General features: G+C 72.8%; 19 protein-coding genes. 7 read left to right on the forward strand and 12 right to left on the reverse strand.

Annotated elements, in window-relative coordinates:
- Window positions 1–25: 25 nt before the first annotated feature.
- A complete protein-coding gene (locus ACFFR3_RS43725; protein ID WP_364369609.1) occupies window positions 26–1,234 on the reverse strand; it encodes an SRPBCC family protein in 1,209 nt (402 codons plus the stop codon).
- 288 nt (window positions 1,235–1,522) lie between these two features.
- Here ACFFR3_RS43725 and ACFFR3_RS43730 point away from each other — a divergent pair, with 288 nt between their 5' ends.
- Window positions 1,523–2,911: an APC family permease gene (locus ACFFR3_RS43730; protein ID WP_364369606.1), complete on the forward strand. Its 1,389-nt coding sequence runs from the start codon at window positions 1,523–1,525 to the stop codon at window positions 2,909–2,911.
- Window positions 2,912–2,951: 40 nt separating this feature from the next.
- On the opposite strand, the gene ACFFR3_RS43735 is transcribed toward ACFFR3_RS43730, so the two are convergent.
- The 6 genes from ACFFR3_RS43735 to ACFFR3_RS43760 form a co-directional block, all read right to left on the reverse strand.
- A complete protein-coding gene (locus tag ACFFR3_RS43735) occupies window positions 2,952–4,121 on the reverse strand; it encodes a hypothetical protein (protein ID WP_379485057.1) in 1,170 nt (389 codons plus the stop codon).
- On the reverse strand, window positions 4,118–4,588 hold the full coding sequence (locus ACFFR3_RS43740; RefSeq protein ID WP_345400327.1) for a SigE family RNA polymerase sigma factor: 471 nt from the start codon (window positions 4,586–4,588) through the stop codon (window positions 4,118–4,120). Before ACFFR3_RS43740 ends, ACFFR3_RS43735 begins: the two co-directional genes overlap by 4 nt.
- Before the next feature lie 43 nt (window positions 4,589–4,631).
- Entirely contained in the window at window positions 4,632–5,123 is a 492-nt protein-coding gene (locus ACFFR3_RS43745; protein WP_364369600.1) for a hypothetical protein, read from the reverse strand.
- A 129-nt stretch (window positions 5,124–5,252) separates the two neighbouring features.
- A complete protein-coding gene (locus tag ACFFR3_RS43750; protein WP_139637865.1) occupies window positions 5,253–5,459 on the reverse strand; it encodes a cold-shock protein in 207 nt (68 codons plus the stop codon).
- 276 nt (window positions 5,460–5,735) lie between these two features.
- Entirely contained in the window at window positions 5,736–7,025 is a 1,290-nt protein-coding gene (locus tag ACFFR3_RS43755; RefSeq protein ID WP_364369597.1) for a tetratricopeptide repeat protein, read from the reverse strand.
- A gap of 45 nt (window positions 7,026–7,070) precedes the next feature.
- Window positions 7,071–7,814: a hypothetical protein gene (locus tag ACFFR3_RS43760; RefSeq protein WP_345400318.1), complete on the reverse strand. Its 744-nt coding sequence runs from the start codon at window positions 7,812–7,814 to the stop codon at window positions 7,071–7,073.
- A 282-nt stretch (window positions 7,815–8,096) separates the two neighbouring features.
- Here ACFFR3_RS43760 and ACFFR3_RS43765 point away from each other — a divergent pair, with 282 nt between their 5' ends.
- Complete coding sequence (locus tag ACFFR3_RS43765) at window positions 8,097–9,260, forward strand: citrate synthase (protein ID WP_379485058.1); 1,164 nt, start codon at window positions 8,097–8,099, stop codon at window positions 9,258–9,260.
- A gap of 654 nt (window positions 9,261–9,914) precedes the next feature.
- Window positions 9,915–10,355 carry a cold-shock protein gene (locus ACFFR3_RS43770; RefSeq protein ID WP_345400309.1) on the forward strand — a complete coding sequence of 147 codons (441 nt, stop codon included), beginning with the start codon at window positions 9,915–9,917 and terminating at the stop codon, window positions 10,353–10,355.
- Between the two features lie 72 nt (window positions 10,356–10,427).
- On the opposite strand, the gene ACFFR3_RS43775 is transcribed toward ACFFR3_RS43770, so the two are convergent.
- Together ACFFR3_RS43775 and ACFFR3_RS43780 are read right to left on the reverse strand one after the other, a co-directional pair.
- A complete protein-coding gene (locus tag ACFFR3_RS43775) occupies window positions 10,428–10,904 on the reverse strand; it encodes a hypothetical protein (RefSeq protein ID WP_345400307.1) in 477 nt (158 codons plus the stop codon).
- A gap of 48 nt (window positions 10,905–10,952) precedes the next feature.
- Entirely contained in the window at window positions 10,953–11,735 is a 783-nt protein-coding gene (locus tag ACFFR3_RS43780; protein WP_379485059.1) for a thioesterase II family protein, read from the reverse strand.
- An 84-nt stretch (window positions 11,736–11,819) separates the two neighbouring features.
- Here ACFFR3_RS43780 and ACFFR3_RS43785 point away from each other — a divergent pair, with 84 nt between their 5' ends.
- Complete coding sequence (locus ACFFR3_RS43785) at window positions 11,820–12,542, forward strand: 4'-phosphopantetheinyl transferase family protein (protein WP_345400299.1); 723 nt, start codon at window positions 11,820–11,822, stop codon at window positions 12,540–12,542.
- A gap of 4 nt (window positions 12,543–12,546) precedes the next feature.
- Here the strand turns inward: ACFFR3_RS43785 and ACFFR3_RS43790 are convergent, their stop codons facing one another.
- Complete coding sequence (locus ACFFR3_RS43790; RefSeq protein ID WP_364369578.1) at window positions 12,547–13,860, reverse strand: hypothetical protein; 1,314 nt, start codon at window positions 13,858–13,860, stop codon at window positions 12,547–12,549.
- 84 nt (window positions 13,861–13,944) lie between these two features.
- Window positions 13,945–14,523 carry a TetR/AcrR family transcriptional regulator gene (locus ACFFR3_RS43795; protein WP_345400290.1) on the reverse strand — a complete coding sequence of 193 codons (579 nt, stop codon included), beginning with the start codon at window positions 14,521–14,523 and terminating at the stop codon, window positions 13,945–13,947.
- A gap of 150 nt (window positions 14,524–14,673) precedes the next feature.
- Here ACFFR3_RS43795 and ACFFR3_RS43800 point away from each other — a divergent pair, with 150 nt between their 5' ends.
- Entirely contained in the window at window positions 14,674–16,212 is a 1,539-nt protein-coding gene (locus tag ACFFR3_RS43800; RefSeq protein ID WP_345400287.1) for an MDR family MFS transporter, read from the forward strand.
- Between the two features lie 61 nt (window positions 16,213–16,273).
- On the opposite strand, the gene ACFFR3_RS43805 is transcribed toward ACFFR3_RS43800, so the two are convergent.
- Complete coding sequence (locus ACFFR3_RS43805; protein WP_345400284.1) at window positions 16,274–16,660, reverse strand: arsenate reductase family protein; 387 nt, start codon at window positions 16,658–16,660, stop codon at window positions 16,274–16,276.
- Between the two features lie 74 nt (window positions 16,661–16,734).
- Between ACFFR3_RS43805 and ACFFR3_RS43810 the strand changes: the two genes are divergently transcribed.
- On the forward strand, window positions 16,735–18,402 hold the full coding sequence (locus tag ACFFR3_RS43810; protein ID WP_379485060.1) for an HAL/PAL/TAL family ammonia-lyase: 1,668 nt from the start codon (window positions 16,735–16,737) through the stop codon (window positions 18,400–18,402).
- Window positions 18,403–18,532: 130 nt separating this feature from the next.
- Window positions 18,533–20,281, forward strand: a complete 1,749-nt coding sequence (locus ACFFR3_RS43815; RefSeq protein WP_345400275.1) for a glycosyltransferase — start codon at window positions 18,533–18,535, stop codon at window positions 20,279–20,281.
- Window positions 20,282–20,353 lie beyond the last annotated feature (72 nt).

Here is a 20,353-nt window from a genome sequence, read left to right on the forward strand (position 1 = left end):
GGTGGCCGCCCCGCCACCGCCAGCGTCAGGCGCCGACGGTGGCGGGGCGCTCGCGCGGGGCGCTGCGCCGCCGGTGCTCGCCTTCGACGTGCTGCTTCAGCCGCGCGAGATCCTGGCGCAGCTTGTGGCCGGGGTCCGCGCCGAGGAGCCTGGCGATCGCGTGCCCGGCGGCCCCCACCACCGGGTTGTACGTCAGCCGCACCTGCACGCGGGTCCTGCCCCGCCCCCTGTCCACCAGCCGCAGCGACCCGGTGTGCGCGATGAGCTGCCCCTCGGTGGACTTCCAGGCGATCTCCTTGCCCTCGTCACGCTTGGTCTCGGTGGCGTCGAAGCGGATCGGCACCCCGGCCGGGCCCTTGATCATCCAGTGCGACAGCTCACCGTCGGGCGAGCGGCGCACTTCGTACACGTCGGGCATGACCCGGGCGAAGACCGAATAGTCGCCCACCAGCTCCCAGATGGCCTCGGGCGGGGCGGCGATCTCGACCGCCTCGCCCACGTCCACGGCCCTCCGGCCCGCGTTGATGCCGGTGAGCCTGCGCAGCGGCAGGTTGGTCAGCGCGCGGGCGGCCACGGCGACGCCCGCCGTGCGGACGACCCAGGAGAGCGGGCCCGGCAGGCGGCGGGCGGCGGTCAGCGCGTACGCGGCCGCCACCCCCGCCATGAACCTGGCGCTCGGCGACCAGCGCTGCTGCAGCAGCTCGGGCACGGGCTCGCGGGGCCGGCCAAGCCCCTGCAACGTGGGCACGCCGGTCGGGTCGAGGTGCGGGGTCCAGCGGGCCACGACCGACTGGACGCCGGGAATGCGGCGCACGGCCTTCCTGGCCCGCTCCTCCTCGCCGGCCAGCAGGTCGCCGTCCAGCGTCACCACGTGGTCCTCGACCGTGACATGGACGGCGTGCGGGTGGCTGACGTGGCGGCCCAGCTCGGCGCGTACCCGCTCGGTCAGCACCCGGTCGTCGGCGGAGCGGCCGCTGACCTGGTAGCGCAGCGCGGCGCCCGCGCCGCGCCCGCGGTTGCCCAGGTCGCGGCTGAGCACGCCGGCGCCGTCCCGCACCTCGTGCGTGGCGTGCGCGGCCTGGTCGCGTACGCGCGCCCGGCGGGCCCGCCCGCGCGCGGGGTCCAGCAGGTACACGGCCGCGGCCCCCGCGCAGGCCCCCGCCCCGGCCGACTTGAGGACGATCGGAAGGCGTGACCGGCCGTCCCCCGCGCTTACGTCGCGATAGGTGCTCATTACTCCCCCAGTTCGCACCCGGCATCATGCTCGCGTTCATGCTCGCGGAGGGCCGCTACCCGCCCATGACCTGCGCTAACCGAGGCGCGCGCCGACTCTGCGTGACGACGTATTCACGGATGACCACCGGAGCCGTAAAGTGTCAGGATGACTGTCGTGATCACGCGGCCGGTCCGGCCTGAGCAGCTTCCTGTCGGCGCCGTGGTCCCCCGTCTCACGAGGTTCCCGCGCGCGGGACGTGTTCCCCTCCCCCAGCAGCCGTACAGCTGACGCACGACAAGGACCCTTATGTCACAGATCAGTCCCCCCGGCCCTGCGGAAACGGGCAGCGACGGCCAGCCCGCGCTCAAGCGGGTGATGGGCCCAGGTCTCCTGCTGCTCTTCATCGTCGGCGACATCCTCGGCACCGGTATCTACGCCCTGACCGGCCAGGTGGCCGGCGAGGTGGGCGGCGCCGCGTGGCTGCCGTTCGCCATCGCGTTCATCGTCGCGCTGATCACGGCGTGCTCCTACCTGGAGCTGGTCACGAAATATCCGGAGGCGGCGGGAGCTGCGCTCTACGTCCATAAGGCGTTCGGCAAACACCTGCTGACCTTCATGGTGTGCTTCGCGGTGATGTGCTCCGGCATCACCTCGGCGTCGGCGGCCTCGCGGGCCTTCGCCGCGAACCTCGCCACCGGCTTCGGCTTCGAGGCAGGCAACACCGTCATCCTGCTGATCGCGATGGCGTTCATGCTGCTGGTGCTGGCCGTCAACCTGCGCGGCGTGGGCGAGAGCGTCAAGGTCAACGTGGTGCTCACCGCGATCGAGCTGTCCGGCCTGCTGCTCGTCATCGTGCTCAGCCTCTACTTCATCACCGGCGGGCAGGCCGACTTCTCCCGGGTGGTGGCGTTCGAGACGCCCGAGGACAAGAGCGTGTTCCTCGCGGTCAGCGCGGCCACGTCGCTGGCCTTCTTCGCCATGGTCGGCTTCGAGGACTCCGTCAACATGGCCGAGGAGACGAAGAATCCGGTCAAGATCTTCCCGCGGATGATGTTCACCGGCATCGGCATCACCGGGCTGATCTACGTCCTGGTGTCGATCTGCGCGGTCGCGGTGGTGCCGGTCGGCAGGCTGGCGGAGAGCGAGACGCCGCTGGTGACGGTGGTGGAGACGGCGGCGCCGGGGGTGCCGATCGGCGAGCTGCTGCCGTTCATCTCGATGTTCGCCGTCGCTAACTCGGCTCTGATCAACATGCTGATGGCCAGCCGCCTGCTGTACGGGATGAGCAAGCAGGGCGTGCTGCCGCCGTTCCTCGCCAAGGTGCACCCGGCGCGGCGCACCCCGCACGCGTCCATCGTGTTCACCACCGGCATCGCGCTGCTGCTCATCGCCTACGTCTCGCTGGTGCCCGACAGCCCGGTCGTCGCGCTGCTCGGCGGCACCACGTCGTTGCTGCTGCTCGCGGTGTTCGCACTGGTCAACGTCTCCGTCCTGGTGCTGCGCCGCGAGGACACCGGAGTCGAGCACTTCAAGGCGGGCCGGGTCCTGCCCGTGGTGGGCGCGGTCACCTGCCTCTACCTGGTGCTCCCCTGGTCCTCCGGCCGCCCGGCCGGCCAGTACGAGATCGCGGGCGTCCTGCTGGCGGTCGGCCTGCTCCTGTGGGGCCTCACCTGGTGGTCACGAAGAAGATCCTGACCCCCAGGCACCAGGGCCGCTCCCACCGGGGGCGGCCCTTTCATCGGGCCGGAGGCACGGCCGCCAGGTTCACCACGCGCAGCCCGTCGCCCTGCCGCCAGGCGATCAGCCCGTCTCCTCCCGACCACTGGGTGAGCGGCGCGAAGGAGACGAGCCGGTCGGCCCGCGCGTCGTAGACGCCCTGGTGCCCGACGAAGAACCGGTCCCGGTAACCGGGCTCCCGCAGCCCTTTCCGTACGCGTACGTCGCGGCCGTCCACCCGCTGCACCACGGCGTCCTGACCGCGAGTTCCCACGCACCAGGTGGGCCCGCATCGCAGCCCTTCGACGCCGTGCGCCGCCCGGATCGTCACCTTCCTGCCGGTCTCCAGGTTCACCATGCGGGTGGGGTTGTCGCGCAGGGCGAGCGGCTCGTCGGTGGCCCAGGGCCAGCCCGCGAGCTGGAGCCCGGCCGACCGGGGCACCCTCTCGGGCCTTCCACCATCGAGGCTCAGCCGCCAGACCCCGCCGAGCGGGCTCGACCAGGCCACCTGGTCGCCCGCCAGCGCCAGCCGGTCGGGCTCGCCCGCCGCGCCGGGCTGCACGCGGCCGGCCCGCCGCGCCTGCCCGCTGCCGCGCAGCGGCGCGACCCACACCCAGCCCCCGCTCAGCCAGGCGGCGTGCTCCTCATCGACGGTCAGCGCGCGCATGTCGGCGGGCGGGGTGAACACCGCACCGAACCGCCCGGTCGTCACGTCGTAGACGCCGATCTGCCCCGGCTCGTGCCTGACCAGCAGCCGCGTGGCGTCGATCGCGGCCAGCGGCCGGTAGCCCGCCGGGATGGTGACCATCGCGTCCGGCCACACCCGCTCGATCTCCCGCCCCGCCCCACTCGGAAGACCCGTCGCCCGGTCCCCCTCCGTGCGAGCACCGTCCGTTGCAGAGCCGTCCCTTGTAGAGCCGTCCGTTGCAGAGCCGTACGATCCCGCGCCGTCCGTTCGAGGGCCGTGCGCGCTCAGGACAGGGCGGAGCGGTGAGGGCCAGGTGACCGCCGCTCCCCAGCCGAGCGTGATCGCGCACGCCGCCGCCAGCACCGCCCGCGCCCGTCGGTGCCGGCGACGGCGCCGCCGCTCCGCCAAGCCGGCCAGGAGGTCGTGTTGCGGCGCGCGATCCGCGATCATCCGCAGCGTCTCGGTCACCCGGGCCTCGATCAGCTCGTCCTCGGTCCTCATGCGAGCCTCCCCGACAGCGCCTGAGCGCGGACGCGGAGGGTGGCCAGCGCCCGCGAGGCCTGGCTGCGTACGGTCGCCTGGGAGATCCCTAGGATCGCGGCGATCTCGTCGTCGCCCAGCCCTTCGTGGTACCGCAGCACCAGCACCGCCCGCTGCTTCGGCGGGAGGGCGCGCAGGCGCTGCCAGACCTCGCGCAGGTCGTGCTCGTCCTCGTGGACCGGCGAGGGCACCTCGTCGGTGAGGTGCTCACACCGGCGGCGGCGCCACCAGGTCACGTGCTGCCTGGCCATGATCGTGCGGACGTACCCCTCCGGGTCGTCCTTCCGCCTGACCCGGCGCCAGGTGGAGTTCAGCTTGAGCAGGGCCTCCTGCACCAGGTCGGCGGCGTCGTCGGCGTTCCCCGTCAGCACCAGGCCGTATCGCAGCAGCGCCGGCCCCCTGGCCCGGACGAAATCCTCGAACTCCACCTCCCAGGGACGCCCGGGCGGCGGCTTGCGTTGCAAAAACCTGTCAGCCGGCCCTGGTGTAGATGAGCTTGAAGTCGTGGCGCCAGGTATGGCCGTCCTCCGAGACCTCCCAGGCGCCCTCGATCGTCTTGCCGTCGGCCGTGACCGTGCCGCGGTAGCGCTGGGCGAAGGCCGGGTCCGCGCGCCAGAAGCGCAGCTCGCCGTCGTCGAGGGTCATCAGGTAGTCGCGGGTTTCGCCGCGCGAGTCGTGGTAGTGCTGGACGAACACCTCGGGCTGGTCGCTCAGGCCGATGGCGCAGAGGCCGTCGGGGGCGTCGGGGTGGTCGTTGGTGAAGGTCTGGGCGAGCACCCGACGGCCCTTCAGCCAGGCGAACGTGGTGCGTCCGTGGCCGACGACCTCGGGGCTGCCGGGGCCGAAGAAGCCGGCGTCGAAGACGGCGGCCGTCGCCCACTCCCCCACCAGCACGTCGAGGCGGTCGAGGGCGGGTGAACGGCCGGACGGCAGGTCGGCGGGGGTCATCTTCTGCTCGCTCATCGCGGTGGGTCCTCTCGTCGCGCCGGAGAACGGGCTTACGGAAGGTTGGACCGTCCGCGGAGCGAGAACTCATCGGCGGGCACGCGAGAGCCCGGGCACGGTGAGGTGCCCGGGCTCAGGGAACGCGGGTCAGGCGGCGACGATGTTCTCCGCCTGCGGGCCCTTCTGGCCCTGCACGACGTCGAAGGAGACCTTCTGGCCCTCCGTCAGCTCGCGGTAGCCGCCGTTGGCGACGATGTTGGAGTAGTGGGCGAAGACGTCGGCGCCGCCGCCGTCCTGGGCGATGAAGCCGAAGCCCTTTTCCGAGTTGAACCACTTCACGGTGCCAGTAGCCATGTCGATCTCCTTAGATATGCGCAGATCTGACGGAATCCGCACCTTGCGGAATCCGTGTCGCCACGATGTGCCCATCCGGAAATGACCGGCGAACAAAAAATGCGCCCGAAGATTACAATCCGTCAGGCGCACACAAAGTCTTTTATGGGAACCACAACTGCAACGCCATCAGGCTAGCACACCCCCTCGGCATTGACGCATTGTGAGTGTCGTCCATTTATCGGGGCTTGTGCGGAATTTAAGAGGTTTACTCCGCATTCCGGGAGGGGAAAGCGGTCACGCGGTCTGGGCCAGCAGGGCGCGGGCGCGCACGGCGCCACCTGGCGAGAAGTGCGGGTTGATGGACAGGGCGCGCGTCAGGTGGGTGCGCGCCCAGGCGAGGCGGCCGCGGGCGTACTCGATCTCGCCCCGGTGATAGGAGAAGAGCGCGTTGCGCCCCCCGAGCGTGGCCGCGCGGGCGGCGTACCTGGCGGCCTCGGCGGACCGGCCGGCCCGGTGGAGCGCCCAGGCCAGCGCGTCGGCGACCTCGACGGCCTGCCGCCGCGCCCATTCGAGCCGCAGATGCCGTACGGCGGCGCGCGCGTCACCGTGGTCGGCCTGGAACACCCCGATGGCGTAGTGGTCGGTGTCACCGTTGGCGGCCAGCACCTTGTGGTGGGCCACGAACGCGGCGTACTGCCGCCTGGCCTCCTCGCGCTCGCCGAGGTGGTCGAGCAGCTCGCCGTACTCGACGGCGTAGGCGGGCGAGCGGGCGACGGCGGTGGCGTAGTCGCGCCTGGCCTGGTCGGGGTTGCCGAGCGCGGCCTCCGTACGCGCCTTGCCCGCGCGGGCGGGCACGTGTCCAGGGTCGGCGGCGAGTGCCTGCGTGTACGCCGCCCGCGCCGCGGAAGGGTCGCCCTCGTGCCAGGCGAGATCGCCGAGCCGCCACTGGCAGATGGCGTACTCGGCGGGGTCGCCGGCGACCTGGCAGGCGCGGCGCAGCAGCTCGCGGGCGGGCCCGACGCGGCCGCGGAGGTGTTCGACGCGGGCGGCCCTGGTGAAGGAGGCGAGGTCGGGGCGGCCGTCGAGCATGCGGCGCAGCGCCCGCTCGGCCTGGTCGTAGCGGCCCAGCGCCAGGTAGGCGTCGGTGAGCACGCCGTACAGCGCCCAGCTGCTGGGAGCGGCGGTGCGGGCGCGGGCGGCCCAGCGGACCGCGCCCGCGTGGTCGTGCCGGGCGTTGGCCAGCTCGCCCATGCCGATCAGAGCCTCGACGGAGGGCCTGCCGAGCCGCAGGGAACGTTCCAGAGCGGCCTCGGCCTTGGCGTGGAAGGAGGTCTCGGCGGTGCGGAGTGCCTGCCGGAGGTACAGATGGCCGAGGTTCGCCCAGTCCGCCGCGTCGCCGGGGTGGCGGCTCAGGCGGCGCTGGGCGGCCTCGATGCCGTCCGGCAGGTCGTGCGGCGTCCAGCCCACGGGGCCCGGCGGCGGCTCCTCCTGGCGCAGGAGCCCGGTGGGGGCGTACATGGCCATCAAGGCACAGGCCACCAGCACGCATCCCAGCAGGGGCAGCACGAGCCGTACGCGTTTCATCTGATCGGGGTGTCCTCGTGGTGGGGGATGAACGGGACGGGAAGGTCAGGACGTGCGGCGGATGGCGGCGCTGACGAGCTCGATGCCGCGCAGGCCGGGCGACGTCCCGGCGGGGACGGGCCGGCTGGGCGTGCCCTGCCAGGCGATGGCGAGGTCGGCCCAGTGGGCCCCGCCGCGCAGGCGGGTGCCGAGCTCGCGGTTGAGGTCGTCGGCCCAGCTCTGGTGCAGGGTCAGGGCGACCTTGCGCGGGCCGGCTCCGCCGCCGTGCCGGACGAACGTGCCGGGCGCGAGAGCCTCGCGGAGGCTGAAGCCGGCCAGTGTCAGCTCGCCACGCGGCCGTGGCCGCCCGTTGACGGCAGGGATGGCGAGGAGCCCGCTGCCGCCGGTGGCCGCGAACACCATGCGGAAGGTGTCGATCTCGTACGTCACGTTGGTCTCGGGGTCGGAGAACGAGAAGCCGCCGGGGTGGCAGATCCGGCCGCTGGGCGTCGCGACGGTGTCGTACCGCTCGCCGACCGGCGTCCACAGGGCCTTGCCGCCGTCCACCAGCTCGACCGGGCCGAGCGCGGAGAGCCCGATGCCCGCCCGCCGCAGCTCGGCGAGGAAGCCGGGCGAGAGGGTCAGCTTCAACCCGCCCTCCCTGGACAGGTAGCTGCCGACCTGCCCGTACGCGAGGCAGCCGGTGCCGACCGGGGCCGCCGCGGCAGGCCGAGCGGCGGGCTGGGCGGTGAACAGGAGGGCGGCGAGGGCGGTGCCGCCCGCGATCAGGGACGCACGGGTCGAGCGCATGCTTGCTGCTCCTTCGGGGGGAAGAGCCGGGGGGACGGCGCCGGGGGTGTCCGCACCGGCGCGCTTGGTCGATTACGGTGAGTAGTTATACCACCGCGTTACGCATCGGCGGGTGCGGTTATCCCAGCTCGCCTACACCTTGGCATGTTGATGAAAATCAATATGCCGGGGTGCGGTAAGTGCCGTAAATCCTGCGGTGACCTCGATCACGTGGACGAAAATCAACGTTGACGCGCCTATGGGGCAGGCCGGAGAGTGCCGGTATCGGAGGAGGTTCATCACATGATCAGCACCACCGCGCCGGCGGGCAATGGACACGGCATCGAGGTGCCCAGGGGGCTCAGCGGCGTCGTCGTCACCGAGACGCGCCTGAGCGACGTCCGCGGCCGTGAGGGCTTCTACCACTACCGCCAGTACTCCGCGATCGAGCTCGCGGAGAAGCGCACGTTCGAGGACGTCTGGCACCTGATGCTGCTCGGCGCGCTGCCGTCCGCCGAGGACCGGCGGCGCTTCGTCGAGCGCACGCTGCCGCTGCGTCACGTGCCCGAGGCGCTGCGGCCCCTGCTGCCCGCGCTGGCCGCGCCGGGCGGCGGCCCGCTGGACGCCGTGCGCGGCGCGGTGTCGGCGGCCGGCTCCGTGCTCGGGCTGCGACCGCTCTACGACCTCGGGCCCGAGCAGCGCCTTGACGACGCGCTGCTGGTGAGCGCGCTGACGCCGACGCTGCTGACCGCGCTGCACCGGCTCTCGCTCGGCCTGGAGCCGGTCGAGCCGCGCGACGACCTGACGTACGCCGCCAACTACCTCTACATGCTCACCGGCGAGGAGCCGGAGCCCGCGCACGCCAGGGCGATCGAGCAGTATCTGATCTCCACGATCGACCACGGCTTCAACGCCTCCACCTTCACCGCGCGGGTGATCGCCTCGACGGGCGCCGACCTGGCCTCCTGCGTGGTGGGGGCGCTGGGCGCGCTGTCGGGGCCGCTGCACGGCGGCGCCCCGAGCCGCGCCCTGGACACCCTCGACGCGATCGGCACACCCGACCGCATCGACGCCTGGGTACGCGATCGCGTGCTGGCCGGCGACCGCATCATGGGCTTCGGTCACCCCGTCTACCGCACCGAGGACCCGCGCTCGCGCATGCTGTCGGGCATCGCGCGGAGCTTCGGCGGCGAGCTGGTGGACTTCGCGCACGAGGTGGAGCGGCGGGTCATCGAGATCCTGGCCGAGCTGAAGCCGGGCCGCGACCTGCACACCAACGTCGAGTTCTACGCGGGCGTGGTGATGGAGCTGTGCGGGGTGCCGCGCTCGATGTTCACGCCGACGTTCGCCGCCGCCCGTACGGTCGGGTGGTGCGCCAACATCCTGGAGCAGGCCGCCGACAGCAAGATCATCCGACCGGCGGCGCGCTACGTGGGCGACACCCCGCCGCAGCCGGTGCCCGCCTGACGCTGGAGCCCTCACCCCTGAGGCGGGGCCGAGGGTGGGCGATCCGCCCTGGCGCGGGCCCAGGCGTGCGCCGCCTGAGCGCCGCCTGAGCGCCGCCTGGGCACGGTCAGGCGGGGGCGCGCATCGTGTACGCCGCCGGGCGGATCGGGTGGTGGAACGTCATCTCCTCCCCGCGAACAGGCGGCGCGGCAGGCCGATGTCCGGGACGACGCCGTCGCGGGCCGGGGTGCCGTCGGGGCGCAGCGCGTCCATCGGCAGGTCGGGCGGGAAGTAGCGGCCGGCCCGGCGGCAGCTCCGCGCCCTCGACCGGGTCGGGCGCCGTGGGCGCGAACGTGTCCCGGTAGGCCCGCGCGGGCCACGTCCTGATGGTGTCGGTACGTGTCACGGCCACCCGGCCCTCCAGTCGCTGTCGATCGGTCATGGCGCGCTCCAGGTCCAGCGTCCCGCGGGGAGGGTGCCGGCGACGGGCATTGTGCGGAGTTCGTCCCGGGTGGCGGTGACCGGGGCGCGGTCGTCCATGGCGTGCGGCCCGTCGCCGGGCGGCCGTGATCCGGCTCGCGGGGCGGGCCGTTGTGCCTGCGCTACGGCGCGCGATAGCCTGCGCACGGGCGTTCAACTGGTGGAACGCCCGCGGTTTGGTCGAGTGAGGTGCTGGTGGTAACGGGTAGGGTTCTGCGGTTCGATCAGGTTCGGGGTTATGGGTTCATCGCGCCGGACACCGGCGGTGCCGACGTCTTCCTGCACGCCAACGATCTGCTGGACGACAAGCACGCCGTACGGCCCGGCACGGTCGTGGAGTTCCGGCTGGAGGGCGGCGACCGGGGGCTGAAGGCGTCCGACGTCCGCATCGTCGGGCAGCGGGCCGCGGCCTCGCCTTCGCACTCCCACGAGAGCTCCTACGAGAGCTCCTACGTGCCCTCCCATGAGGGCAACGCGGGCGACGACCTGTGTGAGGTGCTGTCGGAGTCGGAGTTCAAGCGGGAGATCACGGAGCTGCTCATCACGACGGTCCCGACGCTGACGGGCACCCAGATCGTGGCCATCAGGCAGGAGCTGTCGTCGCTCGCGAAGAGCTACAAGTGGGTCGAGAGCTGACCCTGGGCCGGTAACCGGTCAGGGCCGGGAGCCTGTCCCCGGGCTGAGAGCGCCGGGTCCAGGCCGGGCGGCTCAGGCGTCGGTGTAGGCCCTGAAGCGTTCGTGGGCGGCCTGCTTGGAGATGCCCATCGCCTCGCCGACCTCCGCCCACGAGGCGCCCGCCGCTCTGGCGCCCGCGACGGCCTGGTCGAGCAGTGTGCGCTGCCAGCTCTCGACCTGCGACAGCAGGGCGAGCGCGGCGAGCGGGCGGTCGCCGGCCAGCCGGACGATCTGCTCGCACAGCAGGTCCGACTTGATCACCAGCTCCTTCGGCGGCGCGGCGGCGAGCAGCGGCGGCACGTGCCTGCTCCACCACCGGTATTCGGCGTCCTTGGCGCCCTCGGAGGTGGGCGGCAGCTGGCGGCGGTCGCTCCATCCGCACGAGCACGAGGCCCGGTAGCCGACGAACGTCTTGGTGAAGACGGGCGAGGTCGGGGCCTGCTCGCCGCCGGGGAGCACCGGCGCGGCGAAGCCTTCGTGGTCGGGGAGGTCAGCACACCTGAACGTCATAGTCGTCAAGAATCCCTGACGATTTCGTTGGGCGCAACTCGATCGTGCTCAGGTGAGCCTGCGGGTCAGCTCGGCGGCCAGCCGCCGCCAGTGGTCCTCGACGTAGAAGTGGCCGCCGGAGAAGCGCTCCAGGTCCAGGCCGGCGGTGGTGTGCTCGGCCCACGCGCGGACCTCGGACTCGGTCACCTTCGGATCCTCGGTGCCCAGGAACGTGGTGATGGGGCAGCTCACCGTCGCGCCCTCGGTGCAGCGGTAGCGCTCCACCGCGCGGTAGTCGTTGCGCAGCGCGGGCAGCACGATGGAGACGAAGTCGGCGTCCGCGAAAGCGTGCGCGGCCGACGGGTTCAGCGCGCTCACCTCGGCCACCAATCCCTTGTCGTCGAGCCGGTGCACGCCGTCGTCGCGCGAGCGGGACGGCGCCCGCCTGGCCGAGGCGAACAGCCGTACGGGCGGGGTCTGGCCCTTGCCTTCCATGAGCCTGATCACCTCGAACGCGACCGTCGCCCCCATGCTGTGGCCGAAGAAGGCGACCGGGCCGTCCAGCAGTGGGGTGAGCACCTCATGGATGCGCTCGGCCAGCACGAAGAGGTCGTCGATCATCGGATCGGCGAAGCGGTCCTGCCGCCCCGGGTACTGCACGCCGTACACCTCGACGAACTCCGGCAAGCTGCGCGCCAGCGGAACGTAGTAGCTCGCCGAGCCGCCGGCGTGCGGGAAGCACAGCAGCTTGACCGCGTGCCCGGAGGCCGGGCGCAGGGAGCGGATCCACGGCTCGCGGTCGGCGGCGGCGCGGGCGGGCATGTCGTCCTCCAGGCGGGTGGCACGAATCATCAGAAGTCCACCCAACTTACGCCGATCTCTGTGCCCGGCGCTCGCCTACAATGAGGCCATGATCGGCGCGATCCCGGTGTCCACGTGATCGACCACCTCCTTCCCCCGCAGGTCGTCGCGGTCGAGTCGCGCGGCGACGACTATCCGGACGGCGGCCTGTTCCCCGAGGAAGAGGCGCTGGTCGCCCGGGCCGTCGCCAAGCGCCGCAGGGAGTTCACCGCGGCCCGCGTCTGCGCCCGCCGGGCACTCGCGCAGCTCGGCCGGCCGGCGGCGCCCATCCTGTCCGGGACGCGGGGCGAGCCGCTCTGGCCCGACGGCATCGTGGGCAGCATCACCCACTGCGACGGCTACCGAGGGGCGGTCGCCGCCGACTCGTCGGCGGTGGCGTCCGTCGGCATCGACGCCGAGCCCAACGGGCCGCTGCCCGACGGGGTGCTCGACACGGTCGCGCTGCCCGAGGAGGCCGCGTTCGTCAGGAAGCAGGCGGACGACGGCGGGGTGAGCTGGGGGCGGCTGCTGTTCTGCGCCAAGGAAGCCGTGTACAAGACCTGGTACCCGCTCACGGGCCGGTGGCTCGGCTTCGAGGAGGCCCGCATCGACCTCACCACCGACCCGGTCACGGCGCCGGGAGCGACGCCGCCGGCGACGGGATCCGCGGCGGGCGCGGTCGCCGGGGGCTTTCGTGCGCGGTTGCTCGTCGACGGGCCGCAGGTCGGAGGGCTGGCGGTGCAGGAGTTCTCCGGGCGGTGGCTGGCGGCCGAGGGGCTGGTTCTCGCGGCGATCGTGCTGCCCGCCCCCGCCGGATGACGGTTCATGACGTCCGGCGGATGCGGATGCCGTGGGGGTCGGCGCGTTCGACGCCGCCCGCGTCCACGTTCGTGATGGGGATCAGGCCGCGCACCTGACCGGTCCTGCCGTCGCCGGTGAGACGGAGGATCAGCAGGCCGGGGTCGGTGCCGTGGGAGGAGTGCGGGTCGCCGGAGAGCGGGTTCGGGCCGCGCGTGGAGGCGAACGCCCAGGCGCGGTCCGGTGACGAGGCGAACAGGTCCACCGTCGGGTCGGCGCTGAACCGCGACGTCAGCGGCACGGTGCCGGCGTGCGCGCCGGTGCGGCCGTCGAAGACCTCCGCCACGTTCGCGTCCCTGTCGCCCACCCAGACGTACCGGTCCTTGGCGCTGACCAGGGTGCCGTGCGCGTCGCGGTCCGGCGCCTCGTCGTCGTAGAGGCGCTCGACGGGCGGCGTGTTCGGCGGGTTCGCGGCCGAGTAGCCGGTGCGCGGCAGCCGGAAGACGCTGAACTGGTCGAGGTTGGCCGGGGTGCCGCCGCCCCCGTCGCCGAACACCCGCCCGTGCGCCTCGGCGAAGCCGCAGCCGTTGGCGGGCACGTGCGCGGCGTCGTACTCCCCGGCGATCGCCATCGGCGTACGGCGCCAGTCCACGACGAACAGGCCACCGCCGCGCAGGCTGATGAACACGGGCCCGTCGTCCGAGGCGATGAACGGGCAGATCGGCGCGTTGTCCGGGCGCAGCCCAGGGGCCTCGCAGGGGGCGCCGCTCGGCGTGGTGCAGCCGGCGAGGTCGAGCGTTGCGGCGGGCTCCTGGGTGAAGGTGTTCGTGGCGTAGTCCGTACGGATGCGCTCCAGCTTCTTGCCGTTCTGGTTGGCGATGATCAGGTGGCGGTCGTCGCCCGTGGGCCACAGCGCGTGCGCCTGGCGGGCGCCGCCCGCGCCGGTCTCGGTCGCGAAGCAGGCGAGCGGCCGCCTGGCGGGGGCGTCGAAGACGACCACGTGCCCGCTGGCGACGAACGCGAGCGCCGCGTGCGTGTCGCGCCGGCTGAAGACCAGCATGTGCGGCCTGACGGGGTCGCGGCCCGTGCTCGCCCGGCACAGAGCGGACGTCGCGCCGCCCAGGTCGATCACGTCCGACGGGCGGGCGTCCGACAGGCGGCGGGTGACGTCGTGGCCGTCGTAGATGTGGATGGTGCCGCCGTGGGCGAGCCCGTTCGTGTCGGACTGGTCGACCAGCCAGATCTCGTACGCCTCCCGCCCGCCGGGCGCCGCCGCGGCCCCCATGGTGAACGCCAGCAGCAGCGCGGCGAACGCGGCCCGCCACCTCATACCCCGCATGAGCACCCCTCCGGCCCGTGAGCATCCCCCGCCCGGAGTGTCTCCGCGATCCCCTTCCGCGACAAGAGCCGATTTTTCCGGAGATCAGGTGAAGGGCTGGGCCACCTGGTCGAGGGCCCGGGAGACCAGCTCGGCGAGCTCGCGGGTCTCGTGCTCCGCGCACCACTGCTGGCTCGCCACCCGCAGCGCCGCCATGAACACGGCGGCGACGAGCCGGGGCTCGACGGGGCAGTCGCGTTCGGCCATCGCCTCGCTCAGGTCGTGCTCCAGCCGGATCCGGCCGGCGACCTGCCGGGCGAGCAGGGACGGGTGCCGCATGGCGAGGCGGGCGCGCAGGTGCCACTCGCGGTCGGGCCCGCCGTACTCCTCGAAGAGGCTCTCCACCGCACCGCGCAGCGCGAGCCAGGCGGAGCGGTCGCGGGGTTGCGCGCGCACGAGGTGGACGAGGGTGCCGAGCATCTGCTCGTCCCCGTACAGCAGCGCGTCCTCCTTGCCGTCGAAGTAGTTGGAGAACGTCCGCCGCGAGATGTTGGCGGCGTCGGCGATGGCCTCGACGGTGACGTTGTCGAGCCCGTGGTCGACGGTGAGCCGCAGCGCGGCCTCGTGCACCGCCCGCCGCGTCTCGGCCTTCTTGCGCTCGCGCAATCCTGCTGTACTTCCCATGGTGCGCCACAGTTTACCCACTGGGAATAAATGCCCAATGCGCAAAGTTGCCACCTGAGCATGTAAAGTATCCCAGTTGCTTCCCTTAACACCCTTGATCGGAGGTTGCGTGTGAGTGCCCAGCCGGCAGCGCCGTCCGCGGCGGAGCCGATGACCCACCGCCAAATCCTCGAAGCCCTCAGCGGCCTCCTGCTCGTCCTGTTCGTGGCCATGATCAGCGGCACCATCGTCTCCGTGGCGCTGCCCCAGATCATCGGCTCGCTGAAGGGCAGCCAGTCGCAGTACACCTGGGTCGTCACCGCATCCCTGCTGGCCTCGACCGCCTCGACGCCGATCTGGGGCAAGCTCGCCGACTTGTTCAACAAGAAGCTGCTGCTCCAGATCTCCATCGTGATCTTCATGGTCAGCTCGCTGGCCTGCGGGTTCGCCCAGAACACCGGCCAGCTCATCGCCTTCCGCGCCGTCCAGGGCCTCGGCATGGGCGCGCTGCAGATCCTCACCCAGGTCGTCATCGCCGCGATGATCTCCCCCAAGGAGCGCGGGCGCTACAACGGCTACCTCGGCGCCGTCATGGCCGTCGCCACCGTCGCGGGCCCGCTGCTCGGCGGCCTCATCGCCGACACCTCCTGGCTCGGCTGGCGCTGGTGCTTCTTCATCGCCGTGCCGTTCACCATCGCCGCCTTCGCGCTGCTGGCCAAGACGCTGCACGTCCCGACCGTGCGCCGGGCCGACGTGAGCATCGACTACTGGGGCGCCGGCCTCATCGCCGCCGGCGTCAGCGTGCTGCTCATCTGGGTGACCTTCGTCGACAACTCCTTCGCCTGGCTGTCCTGGCAGACCCTCGCCATGGTCGGCGGCGGCGTGCTGCTGCTCGCGCTGGCCACGTTCGTCGAGACCAAGGTCCGCGAGCCGGTCGTGCCGCTGCACGTCATCAAGCGCCGTGACCCCGCGCTCGCCATCCTCGCCAGCCTCGCGGTCGGCATGGCCATGTTCGGCGGCGCGGTCTTCCTCGGCCAATACTTCCAGATCGGCCGCGGCTACGGCCCCACGGCCGCGGGCCTGCTGACCATCCCCATGATGGTCGGCGTGCTGTTCTCCTCGACGATCAGCGGCCGGATGGTCTCCAAGAGCGGCAACACGAAGCCGTACATTTTGGCCGGGCTGGTCGTGCTGCTGGCCGGGTTCGCCGGGCTGGCGACCATCGACCACGAGACGTCGCTGGTGCTGGTCTCGATCTACATGCTCCTCGTCGGCGTCGGCGTCGGCATGTCGATGCAGAACCTCGTCCTCGTCATCCAGAACACCGTCCCGCTGCGCGAGATCGGCGCGGCGAGCGGCGCGATCACCTTCTTCCGCTCGCTCGGCGGCACCGTCGGCGTGTCGGTGCTGGGCGCGGTGCTCGCCAACCGGGTGGCCACGAACATCGCGGAGGGCCTGGCCAAGGCCGGCATCCCGGTGACCGGCGGCGGCGAGGCGGGGCGCAGCCTCGACATCGCCTCGATGCCCGAGCCGCTCAAGGGAATCGTCAGGGCCGCCTACGGCGACGCGACCGGCCACATCTTCATGGTCTCGGTCGGCATCGCGCTCGTCGGCCTGATCGCGGCGTTCTTCCTCAAGCCGGCCAAGCTGCGTGACAGCCTCGACCTGCCCACGCCGCCGGTCAAGGACGAGGCCCCGACCCCGGCCTGACCGTCAGGAAAGCCCGGAAGGCCGCGTCCCCGTCTCGCCCGCGGGGACGCGGCCTTCCGTTTCACCGCGGCAGGACGGACCGTACGGCCTCCTCCGTCCGCGCGACCACGGCCGTTCCGTCGCCGGCGGTGATGATCGGCCGCTGGATGAGCACGGGGTGGGCGGCCAGCGCCTCGATCCACTGCTCGCGGGCGGCGGCGTCGCGCGGCCACGACGCCAGGCCCAGCTCGCCCGCCACGGGCTCGCCCGTCCTCGTGATGTCCCACGGTTCGAGGCCCAGCCGGGTCAGCACGTCGCGCAGCTCGCCCGGGGTCGGCGGGTCGTCGAGGTAGCGGCGTACGGTGTAGCCGGCGCCCTCGGCGTCGAGCACGGACAGCGCGGCGCGGCACTTGGAGCAGGCCGGGTTGATCCAGATCTCCATGGCTCCCGACAGTACCGGGGGTCTCATCACTTCTTCCCGATCAGGTCAGCTCTCCGCCCGGCGCCGCCGGGACCCGCGCGCTCCCCGCCTATACAGGTCCGATGAGAGCCGTACGGATCGTCACGGGGATGGGCCTGCTGGCCGCGCTGCTCGTCCCGGCCCAGGCCACGGCCGAACCGGTCGCGCCGCGCCCGCTGAACCTGGTGCTGGACGGCCGGTCGTTCACCCTCGACGACGCCTTCGCGATCTTGGGGGGCCGCCCCGTCGCGGCCAGGATCGCGCCGTCCGCGCAGGCCACGATGGCGCGCACCAGGGCGGGCGCGCTGGCCGCGCTGAAGGACGGGCAGCGGGTGTACGGCTGGAACCAGGCGCTCGGCCCGCTCAAGGACCGGCCGCTCACGCCGGAGCAGGCCGAGCAGTTCCAGCGCAACGTGCTGCGCTCGCACGCCGCGGGGGTCGGCGAGCCGCTGCGCGACGACGTGGCCAGGCTGGCGCTGATCGTCAAGGCCAACCAGATGGCCAGGGGCAGGTACGGCGTCCGCCCCGACGTGCCGCAACGCCTGCTGGCCCTGGTCAACGCCGGGGTCGTGCCCCTGATGCCGCAGATCGGCTCGCTCGGCACCGGCGACCTGCAGCCGCAGGCCGCGGCCGGGCTGGCGGCGATCGGCGAGGAGGCGCCGGTGCGGTACGGCGGCGAGGAGGGCCCCGCCTCCGCCCTGCTGCCCAAGGCCGGGCTGCCGGCCGGCTTCACCCTCCAGGCGGGCGAGGCGCTGCCGATCGTCAGCGGCAGCACGGTCGTGGCGGCCCTGCTCATGGACGCCGTACGCCGGGCCACGGTGCTGGCCGGGCAGGCGGAGGGCGCGCTGGCGCTGTTCATGGAGGCGACCAGGGCCGAGCAGGGGGCGCTGGACGCGCGTACGCACAAAGAACGGCACATCCCCGAGGAGAACGCGGTCGCGGCGCGGCTGCGGGCGATGGTGGCGGGCTCGGGCTGGATGACGGAGGAGGGCCGTAAGCGGCTCGACCCCGAGCACTTCGAGCCGCGCGTGCAGGACGCGGTGTCGGTACGGGCCGCGCCGCACATCCTGGCCGGGCTGCGGCACGAGCTGGCCGACGCCCGCCGCACTCTGGTCCGCGAGGCGAACTCCGCCACCTCCAACCCGCTGGTCTTCAGGAAGAAGCAGGGCGCCGGGTACGAGTTCGTCATGGGCGGCAACTGGGACGCCTCGATCATGGGGCACCTCGCCGACAGCATGAACGCGGAGATCGCCGACGTCGCCGTCCTGTCACAGGAGCTGTCCGGGCGGCTGCTGTCGCCCCGGTGGAGCTACGGCCTGCCGCCGAACCTCGCGGGCGGCACCCCCGGGCTGAACTCCGGCATGGTGCAGGCGCAGACCGTGGCCGCAGCGCTGATCCCCGAGCTGCAGGTCAGGGCCACCCCGGCCGGTACGCTGTCCCGCCCGGTCAAGGACGGCCAGGAGGACCACAACACGATGGCCATGGCCTCGGCCCGCCACCTGCACGAGAACCTCGACCGGCTGGAGGTCGTGCTGGCCGTGCAGTACCTGATGGCGGCCCAGGGCATCGACCTGATCGCGGAGAAGATGGCGGGCCTGCCGCTCGGCCCCGCCGCCCGCGCGCTGCACGCGGAGCTGCGCCGGCACGTCGCGCCGCTCGGCGCCGACCGCTACCTGACGCCCGACCTGGAGCGGGTCGTCGCGCTGGTACGCGGCGGACGCCTCCTGCCGCCGGGCGCCCCCCTTCCTTGACAGATCCTGACAGTCCTGACCTGCGACAATTCCCGATCCCGCGATATCGGCTCGTTGCTTTCTCAGGTAAGGGCTCTACAGTGGGCTCTCGCCAATGCCCCGACCGACGCATGAGGGAGCAGCAACGCGCATGTCCGCCACCCCTCGGGACCGTGCCGACCGCCAGGTGCCGCGCGTCCGCGGCAACGACTACCGCGTCCTGCGGCCGCCGGAGGACTACACGCCCCGGCTGCGGGTCAGCGTGGTGATCCCCGCCTACGGCGCCCAGGACAAGCTGGACCTGGTGTTGCAGGGGCTGGCGCGGCAGACGTACCCGGCGGAGCTGACCGAGGTCATCGTGGTGGACAACGGCAGCTCGCCGCCGCTGCGGGTGCCCGAGGGCAGCGCCGCGCGCCTGGTCGTGTGCGAGCGTCCTGGACGGGCCGCCGCCCGCAACGCCGGGCTGGCCGCGGCGGACGGCGACGTCATCCACTGGCTCGACTCCGACGTGGTGCTCACGCCGGGCGCGCTCGCCGCGCACATGCGCTGGCACCACGCCGCGCCCTACCTGTCGGTGACCGGCTACATCCGCTTCACCAGCGCCGAGCTGCCCGACGAGCTGCCCGACGACCTGGAGGCGGCGTTCGAGCCGGCCGAGCCGCACGCCTGGCTGGTGGGCCTGGTGGAGCGCACCGACGGGCTCACGAACAACCCGGTGCGCCCGTTCAGCCTGCACGTCGGCGGCGCGACCTCGGCGAGCAGGCTGCTCATCGAGGCCGCGGGGCCCATGGACGAGGAGCTGATACTCGGGCAGGACACCGAGATGGGCTACCGGCTCGCGCAGGCGGGGGCGGTGTTCGTACCGGAGCCGGCGGCCCGCGCCTACCACCTCGGGCCGACCATGCGGATGCGGCACCAGAAGCGCATCGACCGGGTCAGCCACGCCTTCGTCGCCGACCGCATCCCCACCTACCAGTGGCTGCGCGGCCATCCCGGGCGGCAGTGGAAGGTGCCGCAGGTGACCGCCGTCGTCTCCGGCACCGCCGGCTACGAGGCCGTGCGGGCGAGCGTGGACGCGCTGCTCGCCTCGACGGTGGCGGACCTGTCGGTGGTGGTGACCGGCCCCTGGGACACCCTCGACCGCGACCGCCGCGCCCCGCTCAAGGACCCGAACCTCGACCTGGTGCTGGTCCACGGCCACTACGAGCACGAGGGCCGGGTACGCCTGGCGACGGCCGAGGAGGTGGACCCGTCGACGCCGTTCGTGCTGCGCCTGCCCGCCGGGTGGCTGCCGGGCGAGGACAGCGTGGCGCGGCTGCTGAGGCTGATGCGCAACGAGGGGCTCGGGCTGGTCAGGGTGCTGCTGGAGGAGACCGCCGACGGCGTGGCCGAGGCGCGGCTGGAGCGCGTGTCGTCGTTCGCGCGGGCCCGGCTCGTCGCGCGTCCCGGTGAGCCGCTGGACGACGCGGTGGACGACGTGTCCGGGGTGCGGTGGGTGACCGGCGAGGAGTACGCGTTCTCCGCCGCACCCGCAGAGAGGCTGCCCGAGGTGGTGGGGCGGCGGGCGGCCTACAAGGCGCGGGTGCGGGCGGAGGCCGAGGTCGCCAGGCTGACCGAGGAGGCCGACCGGCTGCGCGGGCAGGTCGACAAGTGGCGCGAGGAGGCGGGCAAGTGGCGTAAGAGCGCCGTGGAGCTGCGGCGCGAGGTGGGCACGCTGCGCCGCGAGCTGCACGCGGCGCAGCGCCGGCAGCCCGCCGTGCCGACGACCCTGACGGGCCGCGTCAAGCGCGTCATCCGCCGCCGCGTCCTCGACCGCCTCCCCGCCAACGGCCGGCAGCCCTCGCAGGACGCCGCCCAGCAGCCGGAGCCGAAGGCCGGTGAGCAGCAGGGAAGCAGCTAGGCGGTCAGCGCGTCCTCCCTTCGCGAGCGGCGGGAAGCAGTCAGACGGTCAGCGCGTCCTCCGCGGGTGAGC

It is taken from the genome of Nonomuraea salmonea (assembly GCF_042428605.1).
GTDB classification, from domain to species: domain Bacteria; phylum Actinomycetota; class Actinomycetes; order Streptosporangiales; family Streptosporangiaceae; genus Nonomuraea; species Nonomuraea salmonea.